This window comes from Bacillus sp. 16GRE42, assembly GCF_019837435.1.
GTDB classification, from domain to species: domain Bacteria; phylum Bacillota; class Bacilli; order Bacillales; family Bacillaceae_G; genus Bacillus_A; species Bacillus_A wiedmannii.
In genome coordinates, this window is sequence record NZ_JADAXF010000001.1 from 1887982 (window position 1) to 1913847 (window position 25866).

The 25866-nt window shown below is 36.9% G+C and carries 24 protein-coding genes and 1 pseudogene; 7 read left to right on the plus strand and 18 right to left on the minus strand.

Annotated elements, in window-relative coordinates:
• Positions 1 to 21: 21 nt before the first annotated feature.
• From ILS93_RS09825 to ILS93_RS09835, 3 genes are all read right to left on the minus strand, one after another.
• Positions 22 to 915, minus strand: coding sequence for a cation diffusion facilitator family transporter (locus ILS93_RS09825; protein ID WP_088048076.1), 894 nt, complete (start codon positions 913 to 915; stop codon positions 22 to 24).
• 156 nt (positions 916 to 1071) lie between these two features.
• On the minus strand, positions 1072 to 3336 hold the full coding sequence (secDF, locus tag ILS93_RS09830; RefSeq protein ID WP_064474713.1) for a protein translocase subunit SecDF: 2265 nt from the start codon (positions 3334 to 3336) through the stop codon (positions 1072 to 1074).
• Positions 3337 to 3606: 270 nt separating this feature from the next.
• Complete coding sequence (locus ILS93_RS09835) at positions 3607 to 3891, minus strand: post-transcriptional regulator (RefSeq protein ID WP_000890214.1); 285 nt, start codon at positions 3889 to 3891, stop codon at positions 3607 to 3609.
• 186 nt (positions 3892 to 4077) lie between these two features.
• Between ILS93_RS09835 and spoVB the strand changes: the two genes are divergently transcribed.
• Positions 4078 to 5637 (plus strand): stage V sporulation protein B, encoded by a 1560-nt coding sequence (gene spoVB / locus ILS93_RS09840; protein ID WP_064474712.1) that lies wholly within the window; start codon positions 4078 to 4080, stop codon positions 5635 to 5637.
• 29 nt (positions 5638 to 5666) lie between these two features.
• Here spoVB and ILS93_RS09845 read toward each other — a convergent pair whose 3' ends face one another.
• Entirely contained in the window at positions 5667 to 6314 is a 648-nt protein-coding gene (locus ILS93_RS09845) for a DUF421 domain-containing protein (protein WP_064474711.1), read from the minus strand.
• Between the two features lie 103 nt (positions 6315 to 6417).
• Between ILS93_RS09845 and ILS93_RS09850 the strand changes: the two genes are divergently transcribed.
• A complete protein-coding gene (locus ILS93_RS09850) occupies positions 6418 to 6801 on the plus strand; it encodes a TIGR04086 family membrane protein (protein ID WP_048562228.1) in 384 nt (127 codons plus the stop codon).
• 36 nt (positions 6802 to 6837) lie between these two features.
• Here the strand turns inward: ILS93_RS09850 and yajC are convergent, their stop codons facing one another.
• Genes yajC through ruvA form a run of 6 tightly spaced genes read right to left on the minus strand, consistent with a single transcriptional unit; the run spans position 6838 to position 11171 of the window.
• Positions 6838 to 7098 (minus strand): preprotein translocase subunit YajC, encoded by a 261-nt coding sequence (yajC, locus tag ILS93_RS09855; protein WP_001068064.1) that lies wholly within the window; start codon positions 7096 to 7098, stop codon positions 6838 to 6840.
• A gap of 27 nt (positions 7099 to 7125) precedes the next feature.
• Positions 7126 to 8265: a tRNA guanosine(34) transglycosylase Tgt gene (gene tgt, locus ILS93_RS09860; RefSeq protein ID WP_000125362.1), complete on the minus strand. Its 1140-nt coding sequence runs from the start codon at positions 8263 to 8265 to the stop codon at positions 7126 to 7128.
• A 12-nt stretch (positions 8266 to 8277) separates the two neighbouring features.
• A complete protein-coding gene (gene queA, locus ILS93_RS09865) occupies positions 8278 to 9330 on the minus strand; it encodes a tRNA preQ1(34) S-adenosylmethionine ribosyltransferase-isomerase QueA (protein ID WP_064474710.1) in 1053 nt (350 codons plus the stop codon).
• Between the two features lie 19 nt (positions 9331 to 9349).
• A complete protein-coding gene (locus tag ILS93_RS09870; protein WP_000138162.1) occupies positions 9350 to 9550 on the minus strand; it encodes a DUF2905 domain-containing protein in 201 nt (66 codons plus the stop codon).
• Positions 9547 to 10548, minus strand: a complete 1002-nt coding sequence (gene ruvB / locus ILS93_RS09875; protein ID WP_000344467.1) for a Holliday junction branch migration DNA helicase RuvB — start codon at positions 10546 to 10548, stop codon at positions 9547 to 9549. The genes ILS93_RS09870 and ruvB overlap by 4 nt, the downstream gene beginning before the upstream one ends.
• Before the next feature lie 5 nt (positions 10549 to 10553).
• Complete coding sequence (gene ruvA, locus ILS93_RS09880) at positions 10554 to 11171, minus strand: Holliday junction DNA helicase RuvA (protein WP_000464511.1); 618 nt, start codon at positions 11169 to 11171, stop codon at positions 10554 to 10556.
• A gap of 188 nt (positions 11172 to 11359) precedes the next feature.
• On the opposite strand from ruvA, the gene ILS93_RS09885 reads away from it, so the two are divergent.
• The gene (locus ILS93_RS09885; RefSeq protein ID WP_064474709.1) at positions 11360 to 12304 is read left to right on the plus strand and encodes an iron-hydroxamate ABC transporter substrate-binding protein; all 945 of its coding nucleotides are present in this window, start codon (positions 11360 to 11362) and stop codon (positions 12302 to 12304) included.
• An 11-nt stretch (positions 12305 to 12315) separates the two neighbouring features.
• Here ILS93_RS09885 and ILS93_RS09890 read toward each other — a convergent pair whose 3' ends face one another.
• A complete protein-coding gene (locus ILS93_RS09890) occupies positions 12316 to 12846 on the minus strand; it encodes a BofC C-terminal domain-containing protein (protein WP_000871201.1) in 531 nt (176 codons plus the stop codon).
• 432 nt (positions 12847 to 13278) lie between these two features.
• On the opposite strand from ILS93_RS09890, the gene ILS93_RS09895 reads away from it, so the two are divergent.
• A complete protein-coding gene (locus ILS93_RS09895; RefSeq protein WP_081257175.1) occupies positions 13279 to 13722 on the plus strand; it encodes a branched-chain amino acid ABC transporter substrate-binding protein in 444 nt (147 codons plus the stop codon).
• A gap of 33 nt (positions 13723 to 13755) precedes the next feature.
• On the opposite strand, the gene ILS93_RS09900 is transcribed toward ILS93_RS09895, so the two are convergent.
• The 5 genes and pseudogenes from ILS93_RS09900 to nadB form a co-directional block, all read right to left on the minus strand.
• A complete protein-coding gene (locus ILS93_RS09900; protein ID WP_048562224.1) occupies positions 13756 to 14403 on the minus strand; it encodes a YhcN/YlaJ family sporulation lipoprotein in 648 nt (215 codons plus the stop codon).
• Positions 14404 to 16393: 1990 nt separating this feature from the next.
• Positions 16394 to 16550 (minus strand): annotated as a pseudogene (safA, locus tag ILS93_RS29085) (SafA/ExsA family spore coat assembly protein); the annotation flags it as partial.
• Between the two features lie 226 nt (positions 16551 to 16776).
• A complete protein-coding gene (gene nadA, locus ILS93_RS09910; protein WP_064474707.1) occupies positions 16777 to 17883 on the minus strand; it encodes a quinolinate synthase NadA in 1107 nt (368 codons plus the stop codon).
• Positions 17884 to 17913: 30 nt separating this feature from the next.
• Positions 17914 to 18747, minus strand: coding sequence for a carboxylating nicotinate-nucleotide diphosphorylase (gene nadC / locus ILS93_RS09915; protein WP_064474706.1), 834 nt, complete (start codon positions 18745 to 18747; stop codon positions 17914 to 17916).
• Positions 18748 to 18766: 19 nt separating this feature from the next.
• Positions 18767 to 20296 carry an L-aspartate oxidase gene (gene nadB / locus ILS93_RS09920; protein WP_064474705.1) on the minus strand — a complete coding sequence of 510 codons (1530 nt, stop codon included), beginning with the start codon at positions 20294 to 20296 and terminating at the stop codon, positions 18767 to 18769.
• A 151-nt stretch (positions 20297 to 20447) separates the two neighbouring features.
• On the opposite strand from nadB, the gene ILS93_RS09925 reads away from it, so the two are divergent.
• The 3 genes from ILS93_RS09925 to ILS93_RS09935 all read left to right on the plus strand — a co-directional run bounded on the left by ILS93_RS09925 (position 20448) and on the right by ILS93_RS09935 (position 22865).
• Positions 20448 to 21590 (plus strand): IscS subfamily cysteine desulfurase, encoded by a 1143-nt coding sequence (locus ILS93_RS09925; protein ID WP_064474704.1) that lies wholly within the window; start codon positions 20448 to 20450, stop codon positions 21588 to 21590.
• Positions 21590 to 22132: a transcription repressor NadR gene (locus ILS93_RS09930; protein ID WP_000812240.1), complete on the plus strand. Its 543-nt coding sequence runs from the start codon at positions 21590 to 21592 to the stop codon at positions 22130 to 22132. Before ILS93_RS09925 ends, ILS93_RS09930 begins: the two co-directional genes overlap by 1 nt.
• A gap of 85 nt (positions 22133 to 22217) precedes the next feature.
• Positions 22218 to 22865: an MOSC domain-containing protein gene (locus tag ILS93_RS09935; protein ID WP_064474703.1), complete on the plus strand. Its 648-nt coding sequence runs from the start codon at positions 22218 to 22220 to the stop codon at positions 22863 to 22865.
• A gap of 112 nt (positions 22866 to 22977) precedes the next feature.
• Here ILS93_RS09935 and pheA read toward each other — a convergent pair whose 3' ends face one another.
• Both pheA and ILS93_RS09945 read right to left on the minus strand, forming a co-directional pair.
• Positions 22978 to 23829 (minus strand): prephenate dehydratase, encoded by an 852-nt coding sequence (gene pheA, locus ILS93_RS09940; RefSeq protein WP_064474702.1) that lies wholly within the window; start codon positions 23827 to 23829, stop codon positions 22978 to 22980.
• Between the two features lie 96 nt (positions 23830 to 23925).
• Entirely contained in the window at positions 23926 to 25836 is a 1911-nt protein-coding gene (locus ILS93_RS09945) for an ABC transporter permease (RefSeq protein WP_064474701.1), read from the minus strand.
• Between the last annotated feature and the right edge of the window lie 30 nt (positions 25837 to 25866).

Consider the following 25866-nt stretch of genomic DNA (forward strand, 5'->3'; position numbering starts at 1 on the left):
ATACTAAAATGTTAATGATATTTAATTTTGGGAATACGGATTTATATGTACAAACACATTTTGTACGTTATCTTGTTCCATAAGCGTTTCTTTCACATGCTTTCCAATGCGGTGCCCTTCTTCTACAGTAATGTATGGATCTACAGAAACTTTAATATCAACAATAACGTAATGACCATGCTCCCTTGCATATAAAGAGCCGATTTTTTTTACACCGTCTATTTGAAGCACAGCCTCTCTAAGCGGCACAACATCTTCCTCGTGAAGAACATGATCAAGCGTTGCATGAATTGCTTCGGCCCCAATACTCCATGCCATTTTTGCAACAAGAAGTGAAACAAATAATCCTGCAATCGGATCGGCATATACAAGCCAATCTAACCCGAACTTACCACCCATAATCGCTGCACAAATACCGATTAAAGCTGCAATTGAAGAAAACACATCCGAACGATGTTCATATGCATTTGCAATAATTGCATCACTATTTATCCTCTTCCCTAATCGGAATTTATATTGAAACATTCCTTCTTTCACGATAATCGAAAGAACAACAGCAAAAATCGTAATTCCTTTCGGTGGTTCTAGTTCCTGCGAAAAAGCTTTTATAGACGAAATCGCTATCTCGATTCCCACAATAAATAATAATACTGCAACAATAATTGCTGAAATCGATTCCGCTTTACCATGACCATACGGATGATCTTCATCAGGCGGTTGCTTTGCTGCTCGCAATCCAAAAAGTACAGCGAGCGAACCAATTACATCTGATGCAGAATGCACGGCATCCGCTAATAGTGCTTTACTGTTCCCAATATAACCAATTACCGCCTTTACAATCGCTAATATAATATTACCAACGATTCCGACAATAGCACCAAACTCGGCCTGTTTAAAACGTTCATCTTTTTCCATAATTAAAATCCCTTCTTTTCTTAACCTATCTTTTTATTGTAGCAAAAACAGCGATAACACCACCACTTTCTTCCATCTTCCTTCTGTTAAAAAGTTGCTATCTTATTGTATCCACAAACGAAAAAAGAGATGCCTCATAAAGAGACATCATCTTTTTTATACTTGTGGTTCAGATTCTACTTTCTCAACCTTTTTCTTGTTTTTGCCCTTTTTCAAACGACGGTTTTCAAGCATTAACCAAATTTGAGAAGCAACGAAAACAGAAGAGTACGTACCTACAACTAATCCAACAAGTAACGCAAACGAGAAGTTACGTAATGACTCACTACCGAAGATAAGTAATGTAATTACCGGGAATAACACTGTTAATACGGTGTTAATTGAACGACCAAGCGTTTGGCGAATACTTGCATTTACGATTTCTTCTAAGTCTTTTATATCACGAACTCGTTTTTTCTGTTTGTATAATTCACGGTTTCTATCAAATGTAACAATTGAGTCATTAATAGAATAACCGATGATTGTTAACACTGCAGCGATAAACGTTAAGTCTACCTCTAATTGGAAAATACTAAATATAACAACCATAACGAATGCATCATGTAATAATGCAAGTACTGCAGATAATGCGTACGTAAATCTGAATCGAATACTTACGTATAAAATGATAACTGCAGAAGCGATTAATACTGCGATAAATGCATTTCGTGCAATTTCTTTACCAATTGTTGGTGAAACTGTACTTACGTTTGGATCAGTACCATATTTATCATGGAAGAATGTTTTTGTTTTCGCAATTTCATCTTTTGATAGAACACCTAATGTACGAACTGCGAATCCTTTATTGTCATCCCCAGTCGGTACAATATTTTCTTCCTTCACGTCAATTTTCAATTCTTTAAAATCTTTATGAACATCAGACACAGTAAGTGTTTGTTTTGATTGCAAGTCGATACGTGTACCACTCGCAAAATCAATACCAAGATTCAATTTGAAAATTGGTAGTATAATTGCACCTGCAATTACAACTACAATCGAGAAAACAAGGAATTTATGACCGATATTTACGAAGTTAATACGATCAAATCTTGTCGGTGGATGTACTACACCTTTTGTTAATGGAATAATATCCTTTTGTTTCACACCAAAGTATCCTGGCTTTTTATCGAAGTAACGGCTCTTTACAAGTAAACCTAGTAAGAAACGAGTACCGAATACGTTCGTAACGAAACCAACTAAAATACTTACGATTAAACTTGTTGCGAATCCTTTTACAGAGCTATTACCATAAACGAATAATACACCAGCCGCTGCAAGAGTCGTAACGTTTGCATCTAAAATTGTTGCTAATGAACGATGATTACCAGCACGGAATGCTGACATCATTGACTTACCAATTTTCAACTCTTCTTTCAGTCTCTCGTACGTAATAATATTCGCATCAACTGCGATACCTACCCCGAGCACTAATGCCGCAATACCTGGTAATGTCAGAACCGCATGCATCCAGTTAAATACGAGTAGCGTAACAAAAATGTATAGACCTAACATAATAACCGCTACAATTCCTGGTAAACGGTAGTATACAAGCATAAATAAGAAAATAAGAGCGATACCAATCGCACTAGCGAAAATCGTTTGCTCTAACGCTTGTTGACCAAATTTCGCTCCAACTGATGTTGAATACATTTCTTTTAAATCAACAGGAAGTGCACCTGCATTTAATAAAGATGACAGTTGTTTCGCACTTTCAACTGTGAAGTTTCCACCTACGATAGATACTTCAGCTTGATTAAACACTTGGCTTACTGTTGCTGCTGATAAGAACTTCGGATTCGGTTTTGCAGACTCTGCTTTATACGAATCTTTTCCTTCTTCAAAGTCAAGCCAAATTACCATTAAATTCGTTGGTGGTGGCATTTTTGAAATTTTTTCAGTTACTTCACGGAATCTATCAGCGCTTTTTAGTGTAAGACCTACGCTCGCACGGCCTTGCTCATCAAATGTTTGTTTCGCTCCGCCGCCTTTTAAATCCGTTCCGTCCATAAGAAGGTTATCATCTACATCACGGAATGTTAATTTCGCTTGTGTTGATAACATTTCACGTGCTTTTTGCTGATCTTGTACACCAGCAAGCTGTACGCGAATTCGATCTTGTCCTTCAATTTGAATGTTCGGCTCACTTACACCGAGAACATTGACACGATTTTCAAGAGCACCTACTGTACTTACAAGTGCCTCTCGGTCGATTTTATCACCTTTTTTGGCTGGTTTTACTTCATAAAGAATTTCAAAACCACCGCGAAGGTCTAGTCCTAGACTAATTCCTTTTGCTATGTCTTTTCCTGCCGCACCAATTACTCCACCGATTAATAAAACGATGAGGAAAAAGGCGGCAATTCTCGTACCACGCTTTGCCATATGTACCCTCTTTCTGCTACTAACACTTTAAATAAATCTCTTACGATTCACTTTTACACGTATGCATACGCCTAGTTAGTAGACTTCCTTTCTATAATTTTGCTAGTTCATCACTAGCTGTGTCGGTACGTTTTTCACAATACCTACACTTTCATTATTTATTTTTTCTCTTCACTACCCCCTTTATATATAATCTTAGACATAATTATTTCCTCATTATCAATACCTATCATTATACTGCAAAAGGAAGAACAAACCAATTGCAGTCGGTTATTTATTTTCATATTCATCAAATGACCAAAGTGGCGCTTGATATGCTTCAACAGTTAAATAATTCATATATTCATTAGTACTTACTCTTAATACATCATTTACTAATTCATATAATCTAACATCACCGTTTATTTTTTTCCACTTCTTCACTTTAAGAAACTTCCAAATATCATCATCTGTTACTCGGTCATAACCGAACATGTGAAACTCTTCTACTTTGCTTTCTAAAACGACTTGTAACTGTCCGCGGTACGATTCTACCAAAGCCTCTTTTTCTAACATACATAAACATCTCCTTCTTATTTCAGCACGAAAAGTCGCTTTTAATCCCGCTCTAATGGACAGCAATAACTACTTTCAAGAGCACTCTCATACTTCACTCTCTTAAATGCTTGTCATTCTTGTCTCATACGTGCATATAAATTATTGTAAATCATTCCACTGATTTTGAGAAGGTAGGAGAAGACCATGACGAGACAAAGCTTTTTAAAAGGCGCATTTATTTTAATGATAGCCGGCTTTATTACCAAAATCCTTGGATTTATTAACCGGATTGTAATGGCACGTATTTTAGGGGAAGAAGGTGTTGGCCTTTATATGATGGCCGTTCCTACATTCATTCTAGCAATTACATTAACACAAATCGGCCTTCCTGTCGCAATCGCAAAATTTGTAGCAGAAGCGGAAGCTGTGAACGATAGACAAAGGGTTAAAAAAATATTAACAGTATCATTAGCTGTTACATCCGTTATTAGTATCATTTTAACAATCGGAATTATGCTCCTCACACCTATTTTAGCAAAAACATTATTAACTGATGAACGAACGTACTATCCATTAATGGCCATTTTACCTGTCGTTCCTGTTATTGCTGTTTCTTCTGTTTTACGCGGTTATTTCCAAGGGAAACAAAATATGAAACCTAGCGCTTATGCTCAAGTTATAGAACAAGTTGTCCGCATTACAATTATCGCTATATGCATTCAGTTATTTTTACCTTACGGCGTAGAATATGCTGCAGCTGGCGCTATGTTATCAGCCGTTCTCGGTGAAGTTGCATCGTTATTATTTTTACTCACTTTATTCCAGCGCGAAAAACATTTATCTATACGCTCTGGATTTTTCACTACTGTAAAGGAGAGCAAAGGTACATTTTATTCTCTGATGGATATCGCTCTTCCGACTACAGGAAGTCGTTTAATCGGTTCCGTTTCATATTTCTTTGAGCCTATCGTCGTTATGCAAAGCTTAGCGATTGCCGGAGTTGCTGCCTCTGTCGCAACCCAGCAATACGGTATATTAAACGGTTATGCATTCCCACTTCTATCACTGCCAGCCTTTATTACATACGCTCTTTCTACAGCGCTCGTTCCATCTATTAGTGAAGCGATGGCTAAAAGACAGCATAAATTAGTGGAACACCGACTACAACAAGCACTTCGGATCTCATTAATTACTGGTGGGTGGTCAGTCGTTATATTATACGTATTCGCTTCTCCTATTTTAACTCTTATGTATGGATCGGATAGTGCAACAGCATTTATCCAGCTTCTTGCACCTTGCTTTTTATTTCATTACTTTCAAAGTCCACTTACCTCTGTTTTACAAGCTTTAAACTTAGCAAGAGCTGCAATGATGAATACATTTATTGGCGCCATCGTGAAATTAATCCTTATTTTTGTACTAGCTTCAAGGCCAGATTTTCAAATGATGGGGGTTGCCCTTGCAATTGCAGCAAATATAGTAACGGTAACATTCCTTCATTACGCTACTGTTTTAAAGAAAATTACATTTACCATTTACGCAAAAGACTACATTTTCGGTGGACTTGCTATCGGTATTGCAGGCGCTTTCGGTTTTTATCTTCATAAATATATGATTTTCTCTCATTCACTCGGCGTACAAACATTATGGGAAATCACTTTAACAACAATCGTTTATATTATCCTCCTCTTCACTTTCAAACTCATTCGAAAAGAAGAGTTAAGCCGACTCCCAATCATTCGAAAACTTTCATTTTTGAAGTAAACGGGCTTACTATTTCATATAGTAAGCCTCTAGTTTTCTTTCAAATCAACAAAAAATTGTCCATTTTGAAAGCTGCAGTATAAAATTTGTTTGATATCGTTATAACCTAAGTTTTTTAATTTGCCAATAAGCCATTCGTCTGTATGTTCAATCATTTGTAAATGATTCAATTGAATTTCTCCATCAATAATAAGAGGAAGAGTAAACTGCAATGTATCCTGTTTACCTTTTTGTTTTTGAAAGACAGATAACTTCCCAGATGGTTCTAAAATAGCGTATTCTACATCTCGGATATCTCCAACTCCTTGCTCCCTTAATTGCATCAATAAATCATCTATATTATAACGCTGCTTTCTCATCTTCTTTTCATCAATTTTCCCCGCATTTACAAGAATAGCCGGCTCACCTTCTATTAAATGCCGAAATCGTTGAAACTTTAATGAAATGACTGACAAAATAATCTGTATACACATAAGAAAAGTCATGGGAACTAATTGGTGCCAAAGTGATTTATCGGTATTTTCAATTGCGACTACAGCCATTTCGCCAAGCATAATGAATACGACTAAATCTAATACACTTAACTCTCCAATTTCACGTTTACCCATAAGACGAAAAATAATTAATATGATGAAATACAAAAGCATCGTCCGGCCAATGATTGATACCCATTCCATTTCTACATCTCCTTTTTTACGTATAGACTCCCCTATAAAAAATAAACTAGTCTAACTTGGGCAAAAAGAAAATATGCTTGTATTAAAAAGGGGGAATGTATAAATGGATGGAACGAAAAAATTATCAACCGCAATCGGCTTTGGTATCATTACCTTATTAATTCTCGCATCAATTATTAGCATGGTTATAGCTCTTTTATTAAAGTTTACAGATATGACTGAAGGGACATTAGCCGTTACTATTTTTATACTAGCTCTTTTATCTATGCTTATATCCGGATTTACTGCCGGCAAAAAAGCACAAGGGAAAGGTTGGCTAGTAGGTTTCACAACAGGTCTTACATTCGCTATACTTGTTTTTCTAGTTAACTATTTAGGCTTCTCTCAAACTTTATCGAACTCCCAGTTACTTTATCAATTAGCATTAATGGGCGCGAGTACACTCGGTGGTATTTTCGGGGTAAATATGTCAAAACAAAATAACTAAAAAAGGCCCTGCACATTTCATGCAGGGCCTTCCTCATTAGTTTTTCACAACTTCACGAATCGCATTACGATCGAAAGTTAAGTGTGAACCACCAGATTTAATAACGATTTTCGTCTCATCTACTGATTCGATTGTACCGTGTAAACCACCGATTGTTACGATAGCATCACCTTTTGCTAACTCATTTTGCATTTGAGCAACTGCTTTTTGACGCTTTTGTTGCGGGCGAATTAATAAGAAATAGAAAATCGCAAACATCGCAACGATCATAACGATATTCATCATACCTGGATTCATCTTTTGTTCCTCCTTTTAAATTATGTATTAGAAGTTTTTAGCATTCGGTTTATTAAAGCCATACTGTTCAAAGAATTCTTCGCGGAAATCGCCAAGACGGTCTTCACGAATAGCTTGTCTCACCTGCTCCATTAAGTTTAACAGAAAATGAAGGTTGTGATAAGACGTTAAACGAATTCCGAACGTTTCATCACATTTCATTAAGTGACGAATGTATGCACGAGAGTAATTTTTACATGTATAGCAATCACAATTTGGATCAAGCGGACCGAAGTCTCTTGCAAACTTCGCATTTTTTACAACTAGACGGCCTTCACTTGTCATACATGTACCATTTCGAGCGATACGAGTTGGAAGTACGCAGTCAAACATATCAATACCACGAATTGCACCATCGATTAATGAGTCAGGAGAACCTACTCCCATTAAGTAACGTGGCTTATTATCTGGAAGAAGTGGTGTTGTAAACTCAAGTACACGGTTCATAATATCTTTCGGCTCACCTACAGATAAACCACCTACAGCGTAACCAGGGAAGTCCATTGAAACAAGGTCTTTTGCACTTTGACGACGAAGCTCTTCGAACTCTCCACCTTGTACAATACCGAATAAACCTTGATCTTGTGGACGCTCATGCGCTTTTAAACAACGTTCTGCCCAACGGCTTGTACGTTCTACAGACTTCTTCATATATTCAAAAGTAGCTGGGAATGGTGGACACTCATCAAATGCCATCATAATATCTGAACCTAATGCATTTTGAATTTCCATCGCTTTTTCTGGCGATAAGAATAATTTATCTCCATTTAAGTGGTTACGGAAGTGAACGCCTTCCTCTTCAATACGACGGAAGTCACTTAAACTGAATACTTGGAAACCACCAGAATCCGTTAAGATTGCACGATCCCAGTTCATAAATTTATGCAAACCGCCTGCTTCACGAATAATTTCGTGACCTGGGCGTAGCCATAAATGATACGTATTACTTAAAATAATGCCAGAATCCATTGCTTTTAATTCTTCTGGTGACATTGTCTTAACTGTTGCAAGTGTACCAACTGGCATAAATGTTGGTGTATCAAATGAACCGTGCGGCGTATGTACACGTCCTAAACGCGCACCCGTTTGTTTACAAGTTTTAATAAATTCATAACGAATTGCTGTCATAATTTACTCCTTTTATTTGTTTCCCATTTTAGCGTGAGATGCAACGAACATTGCATCACCGAAGCTAAAGAAACGATATTTTTCTTTTACTGCTTCATTATAAGCATGAAGTACATTATCTCTATTTGCAAATGCACTTACCAGCATAATTAATGTTGATTTCGGTAAATGGAAGTTTGTAATTAAACCATCAATTGCTTTAAATTCATAACCTGGGTACATAAAAATGTCTGTCCAGCCCGAAGCAGCACAAAGCTTGCCGTCATGATCTGTCGCAATTGTTTCTAACGTACGAGTTGAAGTCGTACCTACCGTAATAATACGTCCACCACTCTCTTTCACACGATTTAATAATGCCGCTGTCTCTTCAGACATATGGTAATATTCTGCGTGCATATGGTGTTCTTCAATCGTATCTGCAGAAACTGGCCTAAATGTTCCAAGTCCTACGTGAAGTGTAATGAAAGCTAACCCAACGCCTTTTTGTTTTAACTTCTCCAGTAGCTCTTCTGTAAAGTGAAGTCCCGCAGTCGGCGCTGCTGCTGAACCGATTTCTTTCGCATATACTGTTTGATAGCGATCGCGATCTTCTAGCGTCTCTTTAATATATGGAGGAAGTGGCATTTCCCCAAGTTCATCTAAAATTTCATAGAAGATGCCGTCATATGAAAATTCAAGCTGACGTCCACCTTGATCTGCAGTTCCTATACAAGTTGCTTTTAATTTCCCTTCGCCAAAAGAGATAACAGTTCCTTCTTTTACACGTTTCGCTGGCTTAACAAGCGTTTCCCACTTATCGCCTTCTTCTTGTTTTAAAAGAAGTACTTCAATGTGCGCGCCTGTATCTTCTTTCACACCATGCAAACGAGCAGGCATAACTTTCGTTTCATTTAAAACTAAGCAATCCCCCTCATGTAAGTAAGAAAGAATGTCTGTAAAATGTTTATGCTCAATATCGCCTGTTTCACGATCTAACACCATTAATCTTGATGTTTCACGATCTTCTAATGGGATTTGTGCAATAAGTTCTTCTGGTAAATGAAAATCAAACAGATTAATATCCATAACTATATCCACCTATTTCTTATTTAAATCGATTTATTATATACATAATAAAAGATAATACAATACTTAACACAATACATGTAATGATAGGAAAATAAAAGGTAACGTTTCCTTTTTTCACAAAAATATCGCCTGGAAGCCTTCCAATGAACTTCCAAGCTAATCCAACAACGATGAGTAAGATACCTGCTGTAATAAGCAATTTTGGCATCTCCGTCATACTTTTGGCATCTCCATTCCGAAATGCTCATATGCAAGCGGCGTTACGATTCGGCCCCTTGGCGTTCGTTGTAAAAAGCCAATTTGTAATAAATATGGCTCATATACATCTTCAATCGTATGAGATTCTTCTCCAATCGTTGCCGAAACCGTTTCTAACCCGACTGGGCCACCACGGAATTTCTCAATAATACCAAGTAATAATTTATGATCGATATGATCTAGACCTAATTTATCTACTTGCAGTAGTTCTAACGCCATTTGTGTAATTTCCATTGTAACCGTTCCGTTACCACGAACTTGTGCGAAATCTCGTACACGTCGTAATAAACGATTCGCAATACGAGGTGTACCACGAGCACGTCTTGCAATTTCTAGTGCGGCTAACGAATCAATTTCAACTTCAAATACTTCTGCTGTACGTTCAACAATCTCAGAAAGCTGATCTACTGTGTAATATTCTAATCTTGAAAGTACACCGAAACGGTCACGAAGCGGCGCTGATAATGCCCCCGCACGCGTCGTTGCTCCAACTAGTGTAAACGGAGGCAAATCTAAACGTACAGACCGTGCTGACGGCCCTTTTCCAATTACGATATCAAGGCAAAAATCCTCCATCGCAGGATATAACACTTCTTCAATTGATCTATGCAAACGATGAATTTCATCAATAAATAATACATCACCCGGCTGAAGTGCTGTTAATACAGCTGCTAAATCTCCCGGCCTTTCAATTGCTGGGCCTGAAGTTGTTCTAACATTTACGCCCATTTCATTGGCAATAATATTGGCAAGCGTCGTTTTACCAAGTCCTGGTGGTCCATATAGAAGCACATGATCTAACGTTTCTTCACGCATTTTCGCTGCTTCAATAAACACCTCTAAATTATGTTTCGCTTTATCTTGGCCAATATACTGACGGAGCGTCTGTGGCCGTAATGAATATTCTAAATCCGAATCTTCATATGCAGATTCCCCTGAAAGGAGACGTTCGTCCATTATACTCACCTCTTACCATTTAGTAAAAGACTAAGTGCCTTTTTAATATACTGATCCGTCGTTAATGATTCTTTTAATAACTCTGGTACAACGCGAGAAACTTCTCGTTCTGCGTATCCAAGTGCGCGCAGAGCTTCCAGCGCCTCATCAAGCTCAGCTGATGAACCTTTCTTCTCATCAAAACGTTCTGTGTCTGAGAATAAATCAACAAACGCATCTGGCACGACATCAGCTAGTTTTCCTTTTAAATCTAAAATCATTTGGCGTGCTGTTTTCTTTCCGACGCCCGGGAACTTCACTAAAAACTTCTCGTCTTCGTGTTCAATCGCTTGAACGACCTGTCCTGTTTGACCAGATGCTAAAATTGCAAGAGCACCTTTTGGTCCAATACCAGACACACCTAACAACTTTGTAAATAATAAACGCTCTTCACGTGTTTTAAACCCGTAAAGTGCCATAATATCTTCTCTCACATAATGATATGTATAGACACGGATTTCTTGCTTACTTCTTTGAAATACATACGGATTTGGTGTGAAAATTTGATAACCAATTCCATTATGGTCAATTACGACATATTCCGGTCCTACATATTCCACGTAACCTGTAACATATTCAAACAAAATACGATCTCTCCCTCTTAAATCATGTATTCCATTTTAACATATTTAATGATAGAAAAGCGAGACTACCCCAACAAATGTTCTCTATTTAAAACTTCTGTTATTTTCCATTGACAGAAAGTATGAAGCACCTTAATATACAGAAGTCGATAATGATTATCAATACTAATTAAAGGGGTTACATCAGGATGAAACAGAAGCTATTTATTTTATTTACTATTATGCTAGTTGTTCTTTCTATCGTTGGCTGTTCTTCTCAAAAAGAAGAATCGAAAGCGAAAGAACAACCGAAAACAAAAGTTGTAAAACACGCTAAAGGGGAAGCTACAATTCCAGTAAATCCAAAGAGAATTGTTGACCTATCTGGATCAACAGAAGAATTATTACTTCTCGGACACAAACCTGTTGGTACAGCAAACACATATAAAGATAAAATCCAAAATCATTTAACAGAAAAATTAGACGGCGTAAAGGCAGTAGGTTGGTACTGGGCACCTAAAGTTGATTTAGAAGCTGTTACTGCATTAAAACCAGACTTAATTATTTTAAATAATCGTCAGTTGAAGATCTATGATCAATTAGAAAAGGTTGCACCAACAGTTGTTTTAGAAACAAACTTAGAAGACTGGCGCGGTAAGTTTAAAGAAGTAGGTAAACTATTTGACGAAGAAAAGAAAGCAGACAAATGGATTGCAGACTACGATAAAAAAGCAGACTCTTTATCTAAAAAAATTAAAGAAAAAACAAAAGATGAGAACTTTATGTTCGTCGCAGTTACACCACAAAACTTCCGTGTATACGGTAGCTTCGGATACGGTGACATCATCTTTAATGACTTAAAACTTCCAGTAACAAAAGGTACAGATTTAAAACAAACGATGGCACAAGTATCGCTAGAAGGTCTTGTTGCATTCCAACCTGATCAAATGTTTATTGTAAACTTTGGCGGCGAAGCTGATAAAGTTTACGAAGACTACAAAAACAGTGCCGTTTGGAAAGACAATAAAGCAGTTAAAAACAATCACGTATATGAAGTATCAAATGAAATCTTCAATACGAAAGCTTTCAATCCAATCGGAAAAGATATGCTAATTGATGAAATCGCAAAACAAATTTTAGATAAAAACAAGTAAAAAAAAGCAGCTCACCATGAGCTGCTTTTTTTCTTATTTTGCACTGCGTATTGCTTCATTTTTTCAATCGTCTTCACAAAACCTTCTTTTGATTTAATGCGAATACCACGCTTCAATTTTGCACGCTCATAACTCTCCAGCTTTTTCATATCAATTTGAAAGAAGGAATGAATCGCATTATCACTTTTCGGTACACCTTTAAAAATTTGTAATATCCCTTCCTCTGACACACCAAAATATCCGCTCGTTTTCAATAATGGAGAAATATCATCAACTTTCTTTTGTAATACGATTTGTACATCATCACGATCAACGAGCTGCCATTCTTTATATTGCTGTAGAAACTTTTCTAAGTCCGCTACTTTTTCTGTAAATATTTCCTCGCTTACTTCTCCATCAACATACATTCGCTCTAATAAAATTGTAACTTCCGGCTCTTTTTCTGTTACTTCTGGTACTGGCCCTTCCGCCTTCACATTCGTTTCATAAACGAAACAAAACATCATAACGAAAGCTTGTACTGCAATCAGTATCCATTTCATTTCCGTTCACCTCTTTTAGGCAAGATCAAACTTTCATTAGTAGTTTTTCCGGAAATGGGGGTTTTATCCATATAAATGACCGTATTACATTTCTCTCGAAAATAAAAAATGCAGATAAAGTTTTATCTTTATCTGCATTAGCATTTGTTTTTATATAAAATGAAAGACGCCTGCAAAGCAGGCGTCTTGATGCGTTTACGGCGAGAGACCAGGCGACCACATTCGCGTGTTTAGCACTTAAGCATATCTCTCGTCTTACGTAAATTAGCTCATCGCTTTGCTAATATAACATTAATAAATTATAAGTGCAACATGTTTATAAAAATATTTTATTTCCTCTTTCTCCCAAATGAACTTTATGTAAATTATATATTGATAAATGCAATATATATGTTACAATTAATATAACAGCGAAATCATAATAAACAGGAGATGGATATTGTGAAAAAAATAAAGGATGAACGTCTCATTCTGAAAACATTAAAAAACATACGTATTGCCTTTCTTTTTCAATCGCTTGGTATAATTGGCATTTTAGGATATATCGGATTCACTGAAGGAATGGATCAAATTACGAAATCTCCATTATGGTTATTATTTATCCTTACAAGTATTGTACTTAGTTATTTACAGTTAAGCGTTTCTATCGATGTAGAAGAAGGCGAAAAGGATATAAAGTTAACTCCTTATTACAAAATTATTTTACGCTCTCTTATTGTAGGAACTATTATAGCCATTATTTATATTATTTTCAGTCCAGAAAGACCTCTCTTTGAGGCTATTCTAACAGGTAGTATTTTCTTTATATGTTTTTTAATTTCTTATTCCATTAGTTATTTCATTAAAAAACGTCGTTTACAAGACAACGATGAATAAAGAGGAAGGGCTACCCCTTCCTCTTTTGTTTTGCTATCGCATAGTACCAGTTAAACCGTAACGAATGTCTCGGAACATATTCCCTATATCACGATTAAAATCGTTTGTAACTGTACCGTTACGTAGGCGTGTACTCATTGCATCGACACGAGTAAACATGTCATTTCTTACAGAAACATATACATTTCTGTTTCCAACTTCATTTACAACAGCTTGACGAACTTCGTTTGCAAGTGCCGTTTCATTCGATACTGGATTACGCGGTTTTACTGCAATCGCCACATCGTTTCCATATACAACTGTAGACACGCGGTCTACGTTATTCATACGCTTTACACGATTTGTTATTTTTTCTGCTGTTTTACCATCATTGTTAATGTATGAATTGTTCATTGTAATATTACGTGTTGGATGCGGGTTAGCAATTTGACCGTTGTAATTTACATCTCGGTAATAATTGTTATATCCTGTATCATTACGACCATTTCTATATGTTACATAATCTGTATAACGATCATTACGCGTTACATTATCACGATACTGGTGTGTATCATTATAAGATGTACGCTCGTAATTGTAGTTACGTCCATCCATTGCATTATTATCTTTTGGTGTACCACATGCAGCTAATGCACTGGTAACTAACAAAGAAGCAGCGATCACTTTTACTTTCGTATTCAATACAAAAACCCCCTCTGTTAGAATGAGCTTCTTTTCTGAAAAGCTCCCTCTTATGATGAGTAACAGAGAAGGTTTTTACACTGTTAATATTTCACTGGGGATTTTCTAACATTTGATGTAAATCTTCCATTTTCAGAACGACTCTACATAAAAAAAAGGCGGGAATAATCCCACCTTTTTTAAACTTCCTCTTCGTCCTCTTCTTCTGAAACTGGATCTCCAAATACATTTGGTGGATCCGGTTGATAATACATCGTTCCTGGCTGTGGCGCATATGCCGATTGAGTTGGTTGATAATATAAAGGATTCGCATATTGTGGTCCTCCAGGTTGAGGACTATATAACCTACTCTCTCCTCCGCATCCACAATCTTCTTCACCTTGTACGAGTGGCGGCATATTATTATCCATTGGCATCATATTTGGATTTGGCATAGACGTATATTGCGGTCCAAACGGTGCTCCTTGCTGATATGGCATTTGATATGGATTTTGTTGTTGATAATACGGATTTGGCGGCATCATAGGCTGTTGGTATGGTATTTGATATGGCATCATATTCGGTGGTTGATTATTATCCATTATCGGCATCATATTCGGCATTTGATTGTTATCCATTATTGGCATCATGTTTGGCATTTGATTATTATCCATTATCGGCATCATGTTTGGCATTTGATTATTATCCATTATCGGCATCATATTTGGCATTTGGTTGTTATCCATTATCGGCATCATATTTGGCATTTGGTTGTTATCCATTATCGGCATCATATTTGGCATTTGGTTGTTATCCATTATCGGCATCATATTTGGTATTGGGTTATTATCCATTATCGGCATGATGTTTGGTGGTTGATTGTTATCCATTATCGGCATCATATTTGGCATTTGGTTGTTATCCATTATCGGCATCATATTTGGCATTTGGTTGTTATCCATTATCGGCATGATGTTTGGTGGTTGATTGTTATCCATTATCGGCATGATGTTTGGCGGTTGATTGTTATCCATTATCGGCATGATGTTTGGCGGTTGATTGTTATCCATGATTGGCATGATGTTTGGCGGTTGATTGTTATCCATGATTGGCATGATGTTTGGTATTTGAATATTTGGCGGTATTACTTGTGGAATAACTACATTTTCTTTCGATACATTTGGTGACACGATGTTTCCTACATTTTCTTTCTTCACTTGCGGTGACATGATATTCCCTACATTTTCTTTCTTTACTTGCGGTGACACGATATTCCCTACATTTTCTTTCTTTACTTGCGGTGACACGATATTTCCTACATTTTCTTTCTTTACTTGCGGTGACACGATATTTCCTACATTTTCTTTCTTTATTTGAGGTGACACGATGTTTCCTACATTTTCTTTCTTCACTTGCGGTGACACGATATTCCCTACATTTTCTTTCTTTACTTGCGGTGACACGATATTATCTTTTTTCGTTTGCGGAGAAATGATGTTATTAGGTTTCATTTTAGTAATTTGAGGAGCAATTAACTCGCTTCCTTTTTTAATTACATCTGAAATTTTATATTCTTTTTTTGCTTTTATTGGTGGTTGCGGCGGCTGTGGTAATACATTTACCGAAAACTTCGTGTTTTCTTTTTCTGCTGGTTTTTGTTTTTCTATAACAGGTGGTTTTTGAATAACAGACGGTTTTTCAACTGGTTTTTCTATTTGAATTGGCTTTTCTTTTTGCACCTCTTTTTGTGGCTTTACCTGTACTTCTTTTTGCGGTTTCACTTGCATTTCCTTCTGTGGTTTTACCTGTACTTCTTTTTGTGGTTTTACTTGCACTTCTTTTTGTGTTTGTTGCATAGCAGGTTGCTGTGTAATTGGTGCTGATTGATACGTAACTTCTTCCTCATCTTCTATTCCAAGTGGCGTTGGTGTTGCTGCAAATTCTTTTTGCTGTACTTCTTTTACATATTGTTTTGGAGGTGCTGAACCTGCCCCGGCCTGTTGTTTTACGTGAACGCTGTTTGATGGTACTTTAATTTTCATACCTGGCATGATTAAATCTGGATTACTAAGTTGTGTATTTGTGTTTTTCAACGTATCAAAATCCACTCCGTACTTTTTCGCAATTTTCCAAAGGGTATCCCCTTTTTGCACGATATGAATTTTCAAATTTTCCCCCTCCTGTATAACTTATCTATAAGTAACAAATCTCATGAAGTAACCCTTTCTAAATAACGCTAACTTCTGTTCACTTGTATCACTTCTTCGATTTTTAATATCATTAGAAGTGGAATAAGCATAAAAAAATCGCAATGATTTCTTCAAAACAATGTATGCCCATTTCGTTCTCGTTATGATTATATGCATGAAAAAAAGCAACAGAAATACCGTTGCTTTACACACGCTCTAACATACGATTTAATGCGAGAACCGCTTCTTCAGTCACTTGTTTATCTACGCTAATAACGTTAATTTCTTCTCCTCTTTCTACCGTTTCAAGCACCCATAATAAGTGCGGCAGATCAATTCGGTTCATCGTTAAACACGGACACATAAATGGATTAAGTGAAACAATCTCTTTATCTGTATGTTGCTGAATAATTCGGTTCACTAAATTCATCTCTGTACCAATTGCCCATTTACTTCCAGGTGGCGCTGCTTCAATCATATCAATAATATATTTCGTTGACCCTGCGTAATCCGAAGCATCAACGACCTCATAACAACATTCCGGATGTACAATAATATTCATATCCGGATGATTTTTTCGTACATTCTCAATGTTTTTCACTGTAAAGTTTTGATGAACCGAACAATGCCCTTTCCATAAAATCACTTGAATTCCTTCTATATCTCCATCGTATTCTAATGAATCTGTATGCGGGTCCCATACTGCCATTTTATCTAACGGGATACCTAAATCGTATGCTGTATTTCTTCCTAAATGTTGATCCGGTAAAAAGACAAGACGCTCTTTTTGTGTAAACGCCCAAGACACCATTTGTTTTGCATTAGAAGAAGTTACTGTTGCTCCGCCATTACGACCACAAAACGCTTTAATTGCAGCTGTAGAGTTAACATATGTTAACGGAATCATCGTATCTCCAAATAATTTTGCGAGCTCTTTCCATGCTCTTTCTGTTTGTTCAATATCTGCCATATCTGCCATCGAACAACCTGCACGCATATCTGGCAAAATAACGATTTGATCATCTGTCGTTAACATATCTGCTGTTTCTGCCATAAAGTGTACGCCACAAAATACAATATATTTTGCTTCTTTATTGCTCGCTGCAACTTGCGCAAGCTGAAGCGAATCTCCTGCTGCATCAGAAAATTGTACCACTTCATCTTTTTGGTAATGATGCCCTGGAATAAATAGTGTTTTCCCCATTTTTTCTTTAATTTCACGAACACGCTTTTCCATATCTTCTGTTGACATCGTGTAATAACGCTCTGGTAACATCGTTTCAATCGGTTGTACTTTTTCTAAAATACTCATATCCCTTTCTCCCCCTCTAAGCCACTTTCCTTACGCCTCAATATTGAAACTAATATCAAGTGCTTTCACTGAATGTGTTAACGCTCCAAGTGAAATATAATCGACCCCTGTTTTTCCATATTTCGATAAACCTTCAATTGTAATGCCTCCTGATGCTTCCGTAACGATAGCACTTGGTACAATCTTTGAAAACTCCCGAATCTCATCTGGCGTACGGTTATCAAACATAATAATATCCGCTCCAGCAGCTACAGCCTCTCTCACTTGCTCCTCCGTTTCTGTTTCCACTTCCACTTTCACCATATGTCCTAATTTTTCTTTCACCGATGTAACAGCTTTCGTAATAGAACCAGCAAAAGCAATATGATTGTCTTTAATCATGACACCATCATATAAACCGAAACGGTGATTAAATCCACCTCCGCACACGACTGCATACTTATCAAACATACGTAGCCCTGGCATCGTTTTTCGCGTATCACAAATACGTGTATGACCACTATCTAAAGCAAGGACAGCTTTATGTGTCATCGTAGCTATCCCGCTCATACGCTGGATAACGTTTAATATAACGCGCTCTGCCGTTAATAACGAAGCAATTGGCCCTTGCGCAGTTGCTATTATTTCGCCCTTTTCTACAAGATCTCCATCTTTTTTATGAAGCTCCACTTCAATTCTTTCATCAATTAATTTAAATCCTTCTTCAATTACTAAACGCCCCGCAAAGACACCTGTATCCTTCGCAAGAAACGTTCCTTTTGAAAGTAAATTGTCTGGAAAAATAAGCTGAGATGTGACATCTCTTTCTCCTATATCTTCTAGAAAAAATCGATTTAATGCTTCTTTCACTTTTATCGTGTTCATAGAGCCCCTCTTCCCTTCATCACACAAGTTGTAGTTTTCTTTTCACTCGAACGATCTCTTTTTTTACGCTATTTCTATCTGGATAATCACTTCGATAATGGCCACCAATACTTTCTTCTCTTTGCAAAGCTGATACGACTATAAGCTCACAGGCTGTTAACATATTAATAAGCGTTATCTCTTCATTTGTAAGAGCATCATGTTGTAATATCATATTTCGAACACCGTACTTACTAAGCCATCTCTTTGCATAAGATAAACTTTTCTCTGTTCGCACAATCCCAACATATTTCATCATGCATTCTTGTATTTCTTCTTTCGCCGGCAAATGATTCAGAACAATAAACTTTTTTTCCTTCTCAGCCACGTTGTTCCAGCTTTCTTTTGTCGCTTTGGTTAAAATATGTTGTCCTATTCTTTTTCCAAACACAAGACCTTCTAATAATGAATTACTTGCTAATCTATTTGCTCCATGAACACCATTACAAGCTACTTCACCGACCGCATATAAATTTGGAATGGACGTCTCCCCATCACAGTTCGTTTTCACGCCGCCCATATGAAAATGAGCACCGGGTACGACTGGAATGCGTTTTTCATTTATATCGACACCATTTTTTTTACACAATGATGATACAGTCGGAAAACGTTCTTCGAAATTTTGGATAGACTCGATATTTACATACACTTGTTCACCCGCCAAAAGCTGCTCATGAATCGCTCTTGCTACTACATCACGTGGTGCGAGATCGTGATCAGGGTGTATATTCATCATAAAACGCTGCCCTTTTCCATTCATAAGGACAGCTCCTTCGCCACGGACAGCTTCAGAGACGAGGCCGCAGCATCGCCCGCTTGCGTATAACATTGTTGGATGAAATTGTACAAACTCTAAATCTACGAGCTCCCCGCCTGCGCGGTACACCATCGCAAGTCCATCACCCGTAATTGTCTTATCATTAGAAGTAAAGGCGTATAAACCGCCAATCCCGCCTGTTGCTAACACCGTATACTCTGCAACGTAACGCTTCAACTTTCCTTCACTAGTTCTTGTTAAAACTCCAACACATTTATCATTTTCTATAATAAAATCAAGCACCATTTCCTGTTCCACTACCGTAACGTGCGGAGCTACTTCTTGAATGAAATGCTCTAATAAATTCTTTCCTGTTGCATCGCCACCTGCATGTAAAATACGACGCTTTCGATGTGCGCCTTCTTTTCCAAGATAAGGACCCGTTTCATCTCCATCAAATTTCATTCCATTTTCAATGAGATTATTCATTTCTTTCGGTCCTTCCTCGACTAAATAACGGACCACATCTTCATTGTTATAATGACATCCTGCTACTAACGTATCTTCAAAATGATCATTTGGATTGTCATATGTAGCAACCGCTGCGGCAATTCCACCTTGCGCTAAATATGTATTATTATTACGATTTGTTTCCTTTGTGATAATAATCACATTCTTTTCGTGACAAATCTCTTTCGCAACACGAAGTGCCGCAACGCCACTTCCAATAATTAAGACATCTGCACTTGGCATAATTGTTGCCTCCTACTTTACACTTTTCAACTGTCTTGACACCTATATTTACATAGTTTTAAAATAATGACAAGAGTTTTTTATAATTCTTATTTTCACTACCATTAAAAAAATATAAGAAATGTAACTCTTACTAGGGAGAGGAACTTACATGATGATATATCTTGACTATGCAGCTACTACACCTATGAGTGAAGAAGCATTACACACATATATGAAAGCAGCATCGCAATACTTCGGAAATGAACAAAGTTTACATGATATTGGAGGAACAGCCTCTTCTTTATTACAAGTTTGCCGAAAAACATTTGCTGAAATGATTGGCGGAAAGGAACAAGGGGTATTCTTCACAAGCGGCGGCTCGGAATCCAACTACCTTGCGATTCAATCCCTTCTCAATGCTCGAAATAAGAAGCACATTATTACGACACCTATGGAACACGCATCCATTCGAAGTTATTTTCAATCCTTACAATCAGAAGGGTATACAATTACTGAAATTCCTGTTGATAAAAGCGGGGTAATCCATTTAGATGATTTAGAATCAGCTATTACAGAAAATACTGTTCTAGCAAGTATACAGCACGGAAACTCTGAAATTGGAACCGTTCAAAACATCGCAGAGATCGGAGCACTTTTAAAAAAATATAACGTTTTATTTCATTCAGATTGTGTACAAACATTTGGTAAACTTCCTATCAATGTTTTTGAGATGGAGATTGATAGTCTTTCTGTTTCAGCACATAAAATATACGGACCAAAGGGTGTTGGCGCTTGCTATATAAATCCCCAAGTTCGCTGGGCACAAATATTTCCGGGAACTTCTCACGAAAAAGGGTTTCGTCCAGGTACAGTAAACGTTCCTGGCATCGCATCTTTTTTAACAGCTGCTGAGAATATATTAAAAAATCAGCAGGAAGAAAACTTACGTTTTACAGAGTTACGATCCTACTTTTTAAGACATTTACAAGCGCTCCCTCTAGAAATTCAAGTAGAAGGTCATTCTACTTCTTGTTTACCACATATTGTTGGGGTTACAATAAAAGGAATAGAAGGTCAATATACAATGCTAGAATGTAATCGCCATGGTATTGCCATTTCCACCGGAAGTGCTTGCCAAGTCGGTAAACAAGAACCTTCGAAAACAATGCTTGCAATTGGAAAAACGTATGAAGAGGCAAAACAATATGTTCGCTTCTCTTTCGGACAACAAACAACGAAAGATCAAATTGATACTACTATTCATGCACTACACACAATTGGAAATCAATTTTATAGAGGTGTTAAATCATAATGAAACAAAATGACCAAAAAAAGATTTTAGGTGAAGAAAGACGACAGCTCATCCTTCAATGGCTTCTCGCTGCAAATGAACCGTTATCTGGGAATGAACTATCGAAAAAAACAAATGTAAGTCGACAAGTTATCGTGCAAGATATTTCCTTGCTTAAAGCACGAAACGAACCAATTATTGCAACTGCTCAAGGATATTTATATTTAAAACCACAAGAGAAACAACAAGCTTTCGAACGCGTAATTGTATGCCAACATAAACCAGCAGAAGTACGTCAAGAACTTACAATGCTTGTTGACCACGGCGTTACGATTAAAGATGTAAAAGTTGAGCATCCTGTATACGGTGACTTAACAGCATCCATCATGGTAAGTAATCGCTTTGATGTAGAGCAATATTTACAAAAAATCGAAAACACGAATGCTTCCTATCTTTCGCAACTAACAGATGGTATTCATTTACATACAATTGAGGCAGACTCAAAAGAGAAATTAGACGCTGCTTGCGAGGCACTAGATAAAGCAGGATTTCTCGTTTATTAATTCATGTAAAGCACAGAGTTTTTTTATCATTCTCTGTGCTTTTTTAATGCTATAATATTGTAATCAATTGTAAAGGGGATCAAACATGGGAATCGAACTCGTTCACTTTAGCATTGGCAAACCGAAACAAATGAAATATAGCGAAGATAAAGAAATGATTACTGGTATATGTAAAGAACTTACAGAAGAAGCTTTCCTCTCAAAAGACGGATTCCTCGGTGATGACGTAGCAGATTTAAAACACCACGGGGGACCTGATCGCGCAGTTTGTGTGTACCCACATGAGCATTACGCACTATGGGAAGAAGAATTTCAAACTACGCTTCCAGCTTCCACATTTGGCGAAAACATTACCGTAACAAATATGTTAGAGCGTGATGTTTGCATTGGAGATACATATCAACTAGGTGAAGCAATCATTCAGGTTACACAAGCAAGAGTACCTTGTAGCACGATTTCAAAACGTCTCGGTATTCCTGGCATACTGCCTCGCATTGTAGCAACTGGATTTACTGGTTACCTATGCCGCGTTCTTCAAGAAGGTACTGTACGTAAAGATTCTAAAATTACATTACTAGAACGTCAACCGAGCAATGTTTCTATTTTGTTCTCTAACGAAATTTATTTTCATAATAGAAAAGATAAAGATGGCATCGAAAAGATTCTTGCTGTTCCAGAACTAGCCGATATTTGGCGTGGTCAGTTAGAAGATCGTCTTGCGAAGTTAAAATAAATAGAATCCCACCATTTATAGGTGGGATTCTATTTTTCTATCACAAAATGTATTATCCGATGAAATTATATCAGCGATTAGAAGGGAAATGTCGACAGTTCATCCACTTCTCTTACAACCAATAAGAAGAATAACTCCCCAGCACAGTAACAGAAAAGCCGAGTGCTTCAAGTTCCATCGTTACGCCTGGCAATAATACATCATCGTATGCTTTATCGACATCGATTAAGAAAAAGTAATTTCCAAGACCTGTTTTCATCGGGCGAGACTCGATTTTTGATAGATTTAATTTTCTCCATGCGAAAGCTGATAACACTTGATACAGTGCCCCTGCATAATCAGCAGGTAACGTTATCATAAGTGTCGTTTTCTCTCCGCGGTTTTCTCCGTTATTTGGGAGTATTGCTTTCTTTTTCTTATGGAGCACGAGAAAGCGTGTATGATTATTTTTATGTGTATGAATGCTACGTCTTACGATCGTTAATCCATATTTTTCTGCGGCTGCTTCATTTGCAATAGCAGCGATTTTTTCTTCAGGATGTTCTTTCACATATTGCGCAGCAGCACTTGTTGATGTCATATCTCGAACAGTTACTCCTTTTAATTCTTCATTTAAAAACTTGTGGCACTGTGCAATGGCATGCGGATGAGAATGCACCGCATATACTTCATCCCACACTTCTGCATACTGCGGATGTACAAGTAAATGCTGCTGAATTGGTACTGTAATTTCTCCTACAATGGAGAGCGGCTGCTCATGTACAAGATAATCAACCGTTATATTCACTGAACCTTCTATGGCATTTTCTAACGGTACAACTGCGAAGTCTACATTTCCATTTGCAGCTGCATCAATACAATCTGGAATCGTGCGATACGGTACATGCTCTGCTTCCGGAAAAAAACGACTCACCGCCATATTTGTAAATGTTGCTTCTGGTCCTAAATATCCTACTCGAATCATCGTCTTTTCCCCTCTTTTTCGTTTTCTTACTGTTATACCATACTTTTTTATATTCTTCTATGTAAATTTCGAATATTAAAAAAAGACTAGCATTCGCTAGTCTAAATGTTTCCTATATTCTCTTTGAGCGAAAAAGAAATAAACGATGCATGCAGCGATATAAAACAGAATAAACAAGCCTACTTTTCTTAATGAACCATCCATAAAGATCGTATTATGAAACGTATATAGCGCAACTGCACTATGCATACTTCCTACTATAATTGGCGCAAAAAATAGCATACACAATTGCCAACGGGAAATTTTCCACACTTCTTCTTTCGTCATTCCAAGCTTAGAGAGCGCCCCGTACCCTTTACGATCCGATGAAATGTTATGAAACCATTTAAAATATACGATGCTACATGAAGTAAGAAAGAATAATATACTAATAAATGAGCCTAAAAATAGAGTAATATCGCCGCCTTCTTTCATATTTACATATAACTCCATATTGCTTCGAAATGCATTATTATCTTGTTTCATATGTTTCCGTAAATCTTCATTTAATTTCTTCGTCTTTTCGATATTTGGTAATGTGTAGCCTCTATATATCATTTTTTCAGAATCAGGAACCTGATTTGCTATACTGTCAAAATCTTCATCATTCATAACGAAGAACAGACCATTAATGTACGAAGGATGATGGTTAAATTGAACCCCTTCTTTCTGACCGTTAAATACGAATTGATATGGTTGATTCATTACTTGCAATTGAATCTCTTTTTGATCATACATATACGGATGATTGTATTTACTATAATAAACGAGTGTAACTGTTCCTTTTTTAGGATGATACGTTTTCTGTTTTTGTTTTCTTGCCTCTTGATTGTATTCACTTTCTTTAATGAGCGGCGCTACTTCTGTTTCTCCCTTATTGGACTGAAAAGATGCATACACTCCAACAAAACTCATAGTTTGAAAATCATTATACCCATATTGATGCAATAATTGTTCAACCGCACCTTCCGCAAAGACTTCATGAGAAGAAGTACCTTTTTCTATGTAAGAAAATGAGTGTACTCCCCCGCCCCGCCACATATCTTGCATACCAGAAAAATATAAAAATACCGTACCTGTTGCCGTAACTACAAACGTCGTTGCCATTGACATTAGAAAGAAAAAACGACCATTTTCCTTCATTCGATGTGACAATTGATTCACTATAAATAAATACGGGTATGTATACATAATCTTTTTATTTCGTTTTATCATTTCTAATATTTGAGCAGTGCCGTGTGTAAAAGAAAAATACGTTCCGAAAAAGACAAGTATAGACACAGGGAAAAAATAGAATGCTATCGTTATCACCGTCGCTTGTAACGCTAACGCATATCCTATCCCTAAACAAATAAAGCCGAATATACAAAGCCACATTGATGTTTTCTTCTCTTTTTTATCTGCTCGAAATTCTTTCAATAACCGAATGATTTTTATATTCCATATTCGTAAAGCACTTATAAAAGATAAAACAACAAATACGAACATATACGTAATAAACGTTCCCCCAATTGCTCTCACATCAAATATGACAGGGAGTTCTTTCGGAAGCCCCAGTAACATACTAAACACCATGAAAAAGAGCTTTAAAAAGATTATACCAAGCCCAATACCGAAAATATTAGCAAATACCCCGATCAATATTTGCTCGGTCATAATCACTCCTATTACGTTAGATTTCGTTGCTCCCATTAACATATATAATCCTAATTCTTTCTTACGTGCCTCTATGAAAATAGAAGTAGCGTACAAAATAAATATGACGAAAAAAGAAATAATTATAACATTACATATGATAAGTCCCCAGCGTACGTTTTGATACCACATCGTCTCTTGCATATACGGATGTACAATGACAGACATGTATGCAAAAGACGCAAATATCGCAAAACAACTACTTAAGAAAAACACTTTATAATTACGCCAATTTCCTTTTATATTTTGCAGCGCTAGTTGCCGAATGTTCATCTATCGTCCCCCTATAACTTACTACATAGG

Coding starts and splice junctions, on each gene's coding strand:
- ILS93_RS09825 (WP_088048076.1), bottom strand. CDS start 915: ATGGAAAAAGATGAACGTTTTAAACAGGCCGAGTTTGGTGCTATTGTC.
- secDF (WP_064474713.1), bottom strand. CDS start 3,336: ATGGCAAAGCGTGGTACGAGAATTGCCGCCTTTTTCCTCATCGTTTTA.
- ILS93_RS09835 (WP_000890214.1), bottom strand. CDS start 3,891: ATGTTAGAAAAAGAGGCTTTGGTAGAATCGTACCGCGGACAGTTACAA.
- spoVB (WP_064474712.1), top strand. CDS start 4,078: ATGACGAGACAAAGCTTTTTAAAAGGCGCATTTATTTTAATGATAGCC.
- ILS93_RS09845 (WP_064474711.1), bottom strand. CDS start 6,314: ATGGAATGGGTATCAATCATTGGCCGGACGATGCTTTTGTATTTCATC.
- ILS93_RS09850 (WP_048562228.1), top strand. CDS start 6,418: ATGGATGGAACGAAAAAATTATCAACCGCAATCGGCTTTGGTATCATT.
- yajC (WP_001068064.1), bottom strand. CDS start 7,098: ATGAATCCAGGTATGATGAATATCGTTATGATCGTTGCGATGTTTGCG.
- tgt (WP_000125362.1), bottom strand. CDS start 8,265: ATGACAGCAATTCGTTATGAATTTATTAAAACTTGTAAACAAACGGGT.
- queA (WP_064474710.1), bottom strand. CDS start 9,330: ATGGATATTAATCTGTTTGATTTTCATTTACCAGAAGAACTTATTGCA.
- ILS93_RS09870 (WP_000138162.1), bottom strand. CDS start 9,550: ATGACGGAGATGCCAAAATTGCTTATTACAGCAGGTATCTTACTCATC.
- ruvB (WP_000344467.1), bottom strand. CDS start 10,548: ATGGACGAACGTCTCCTTTCAGGGGAATCTGCATATGAAGATTCGGAT.
- ILS93_RS09885 (WP_064474709.1), top strand. CDS start 11,360: ATGAAACAGAAGCTATTTATTTTATTTACTATTATGCTAGTTGTTCTT.
- ILS93_RS09890 (WP_000871201.1), bottom strand. CDS start 12,846: ATGAAATGGATACTGATTGCAGTACAAGCTTTCGTTATGATGTTTTGT.
- ILS93_RS09895 (WP_081257175.1), top strand. CDS start 13,279: ATGGATATTGTGAAAAAAATAAAGGATGAACGTCTCATTCTGAAAACA.
- nadA (WP_064474707.1), bottom strand. CDS start 17,883: ATGAGTATTTTAGAAAAAGTACAACCGATTGAAACGATGTTACCAGAG.
- nadC (WP_064474706.1), bottom strand. CDS start 18,747: ATGAACACGATAAAAGTGAAAGAAGCATTAAATCGATTTTTTCTAGAA.
- nadB (WP_064474705.1), bottom strand. CDS start 20,296: ATGCCAAGTGCAGATGTCTTAATTATTGGAAGTGGCGTTGCGGCACTT.
- ILS93_RS09925 (WP_064474704.1), top strand. CDS start 20,448: ATGATGATATATCTTGACTATGCAGCTACTACACCTATGAGTGAAGAA.
- ILS93_RS09930 (WP_000812240.1), top strand. CDS start 21,590: ATGAAACAAAATGACCAAAAAAAGATTTTAGGTGAAGAAAGACGACAG.
- ILS93_RS09935 (WP_064474703.1), top strand. CDS start 22,218: ATGGGAATCGAACTCGTTCACTTTAGCATTGGCAAACCGAAACAAATG.
- pheA (WP_064474702.1), bottom strand. CDS start 23,829: ATGATTCGAGTAGGATATTTAGGACCAGAAGCAACATTTACAAATATG.
- ILS93_RS09945 (WP_064474701.1), bottom strand. CDS start 25,836: ATGAACATTCGGCAACTAGCGCTGCAAAATATAAAAGGAAATTGGCGT.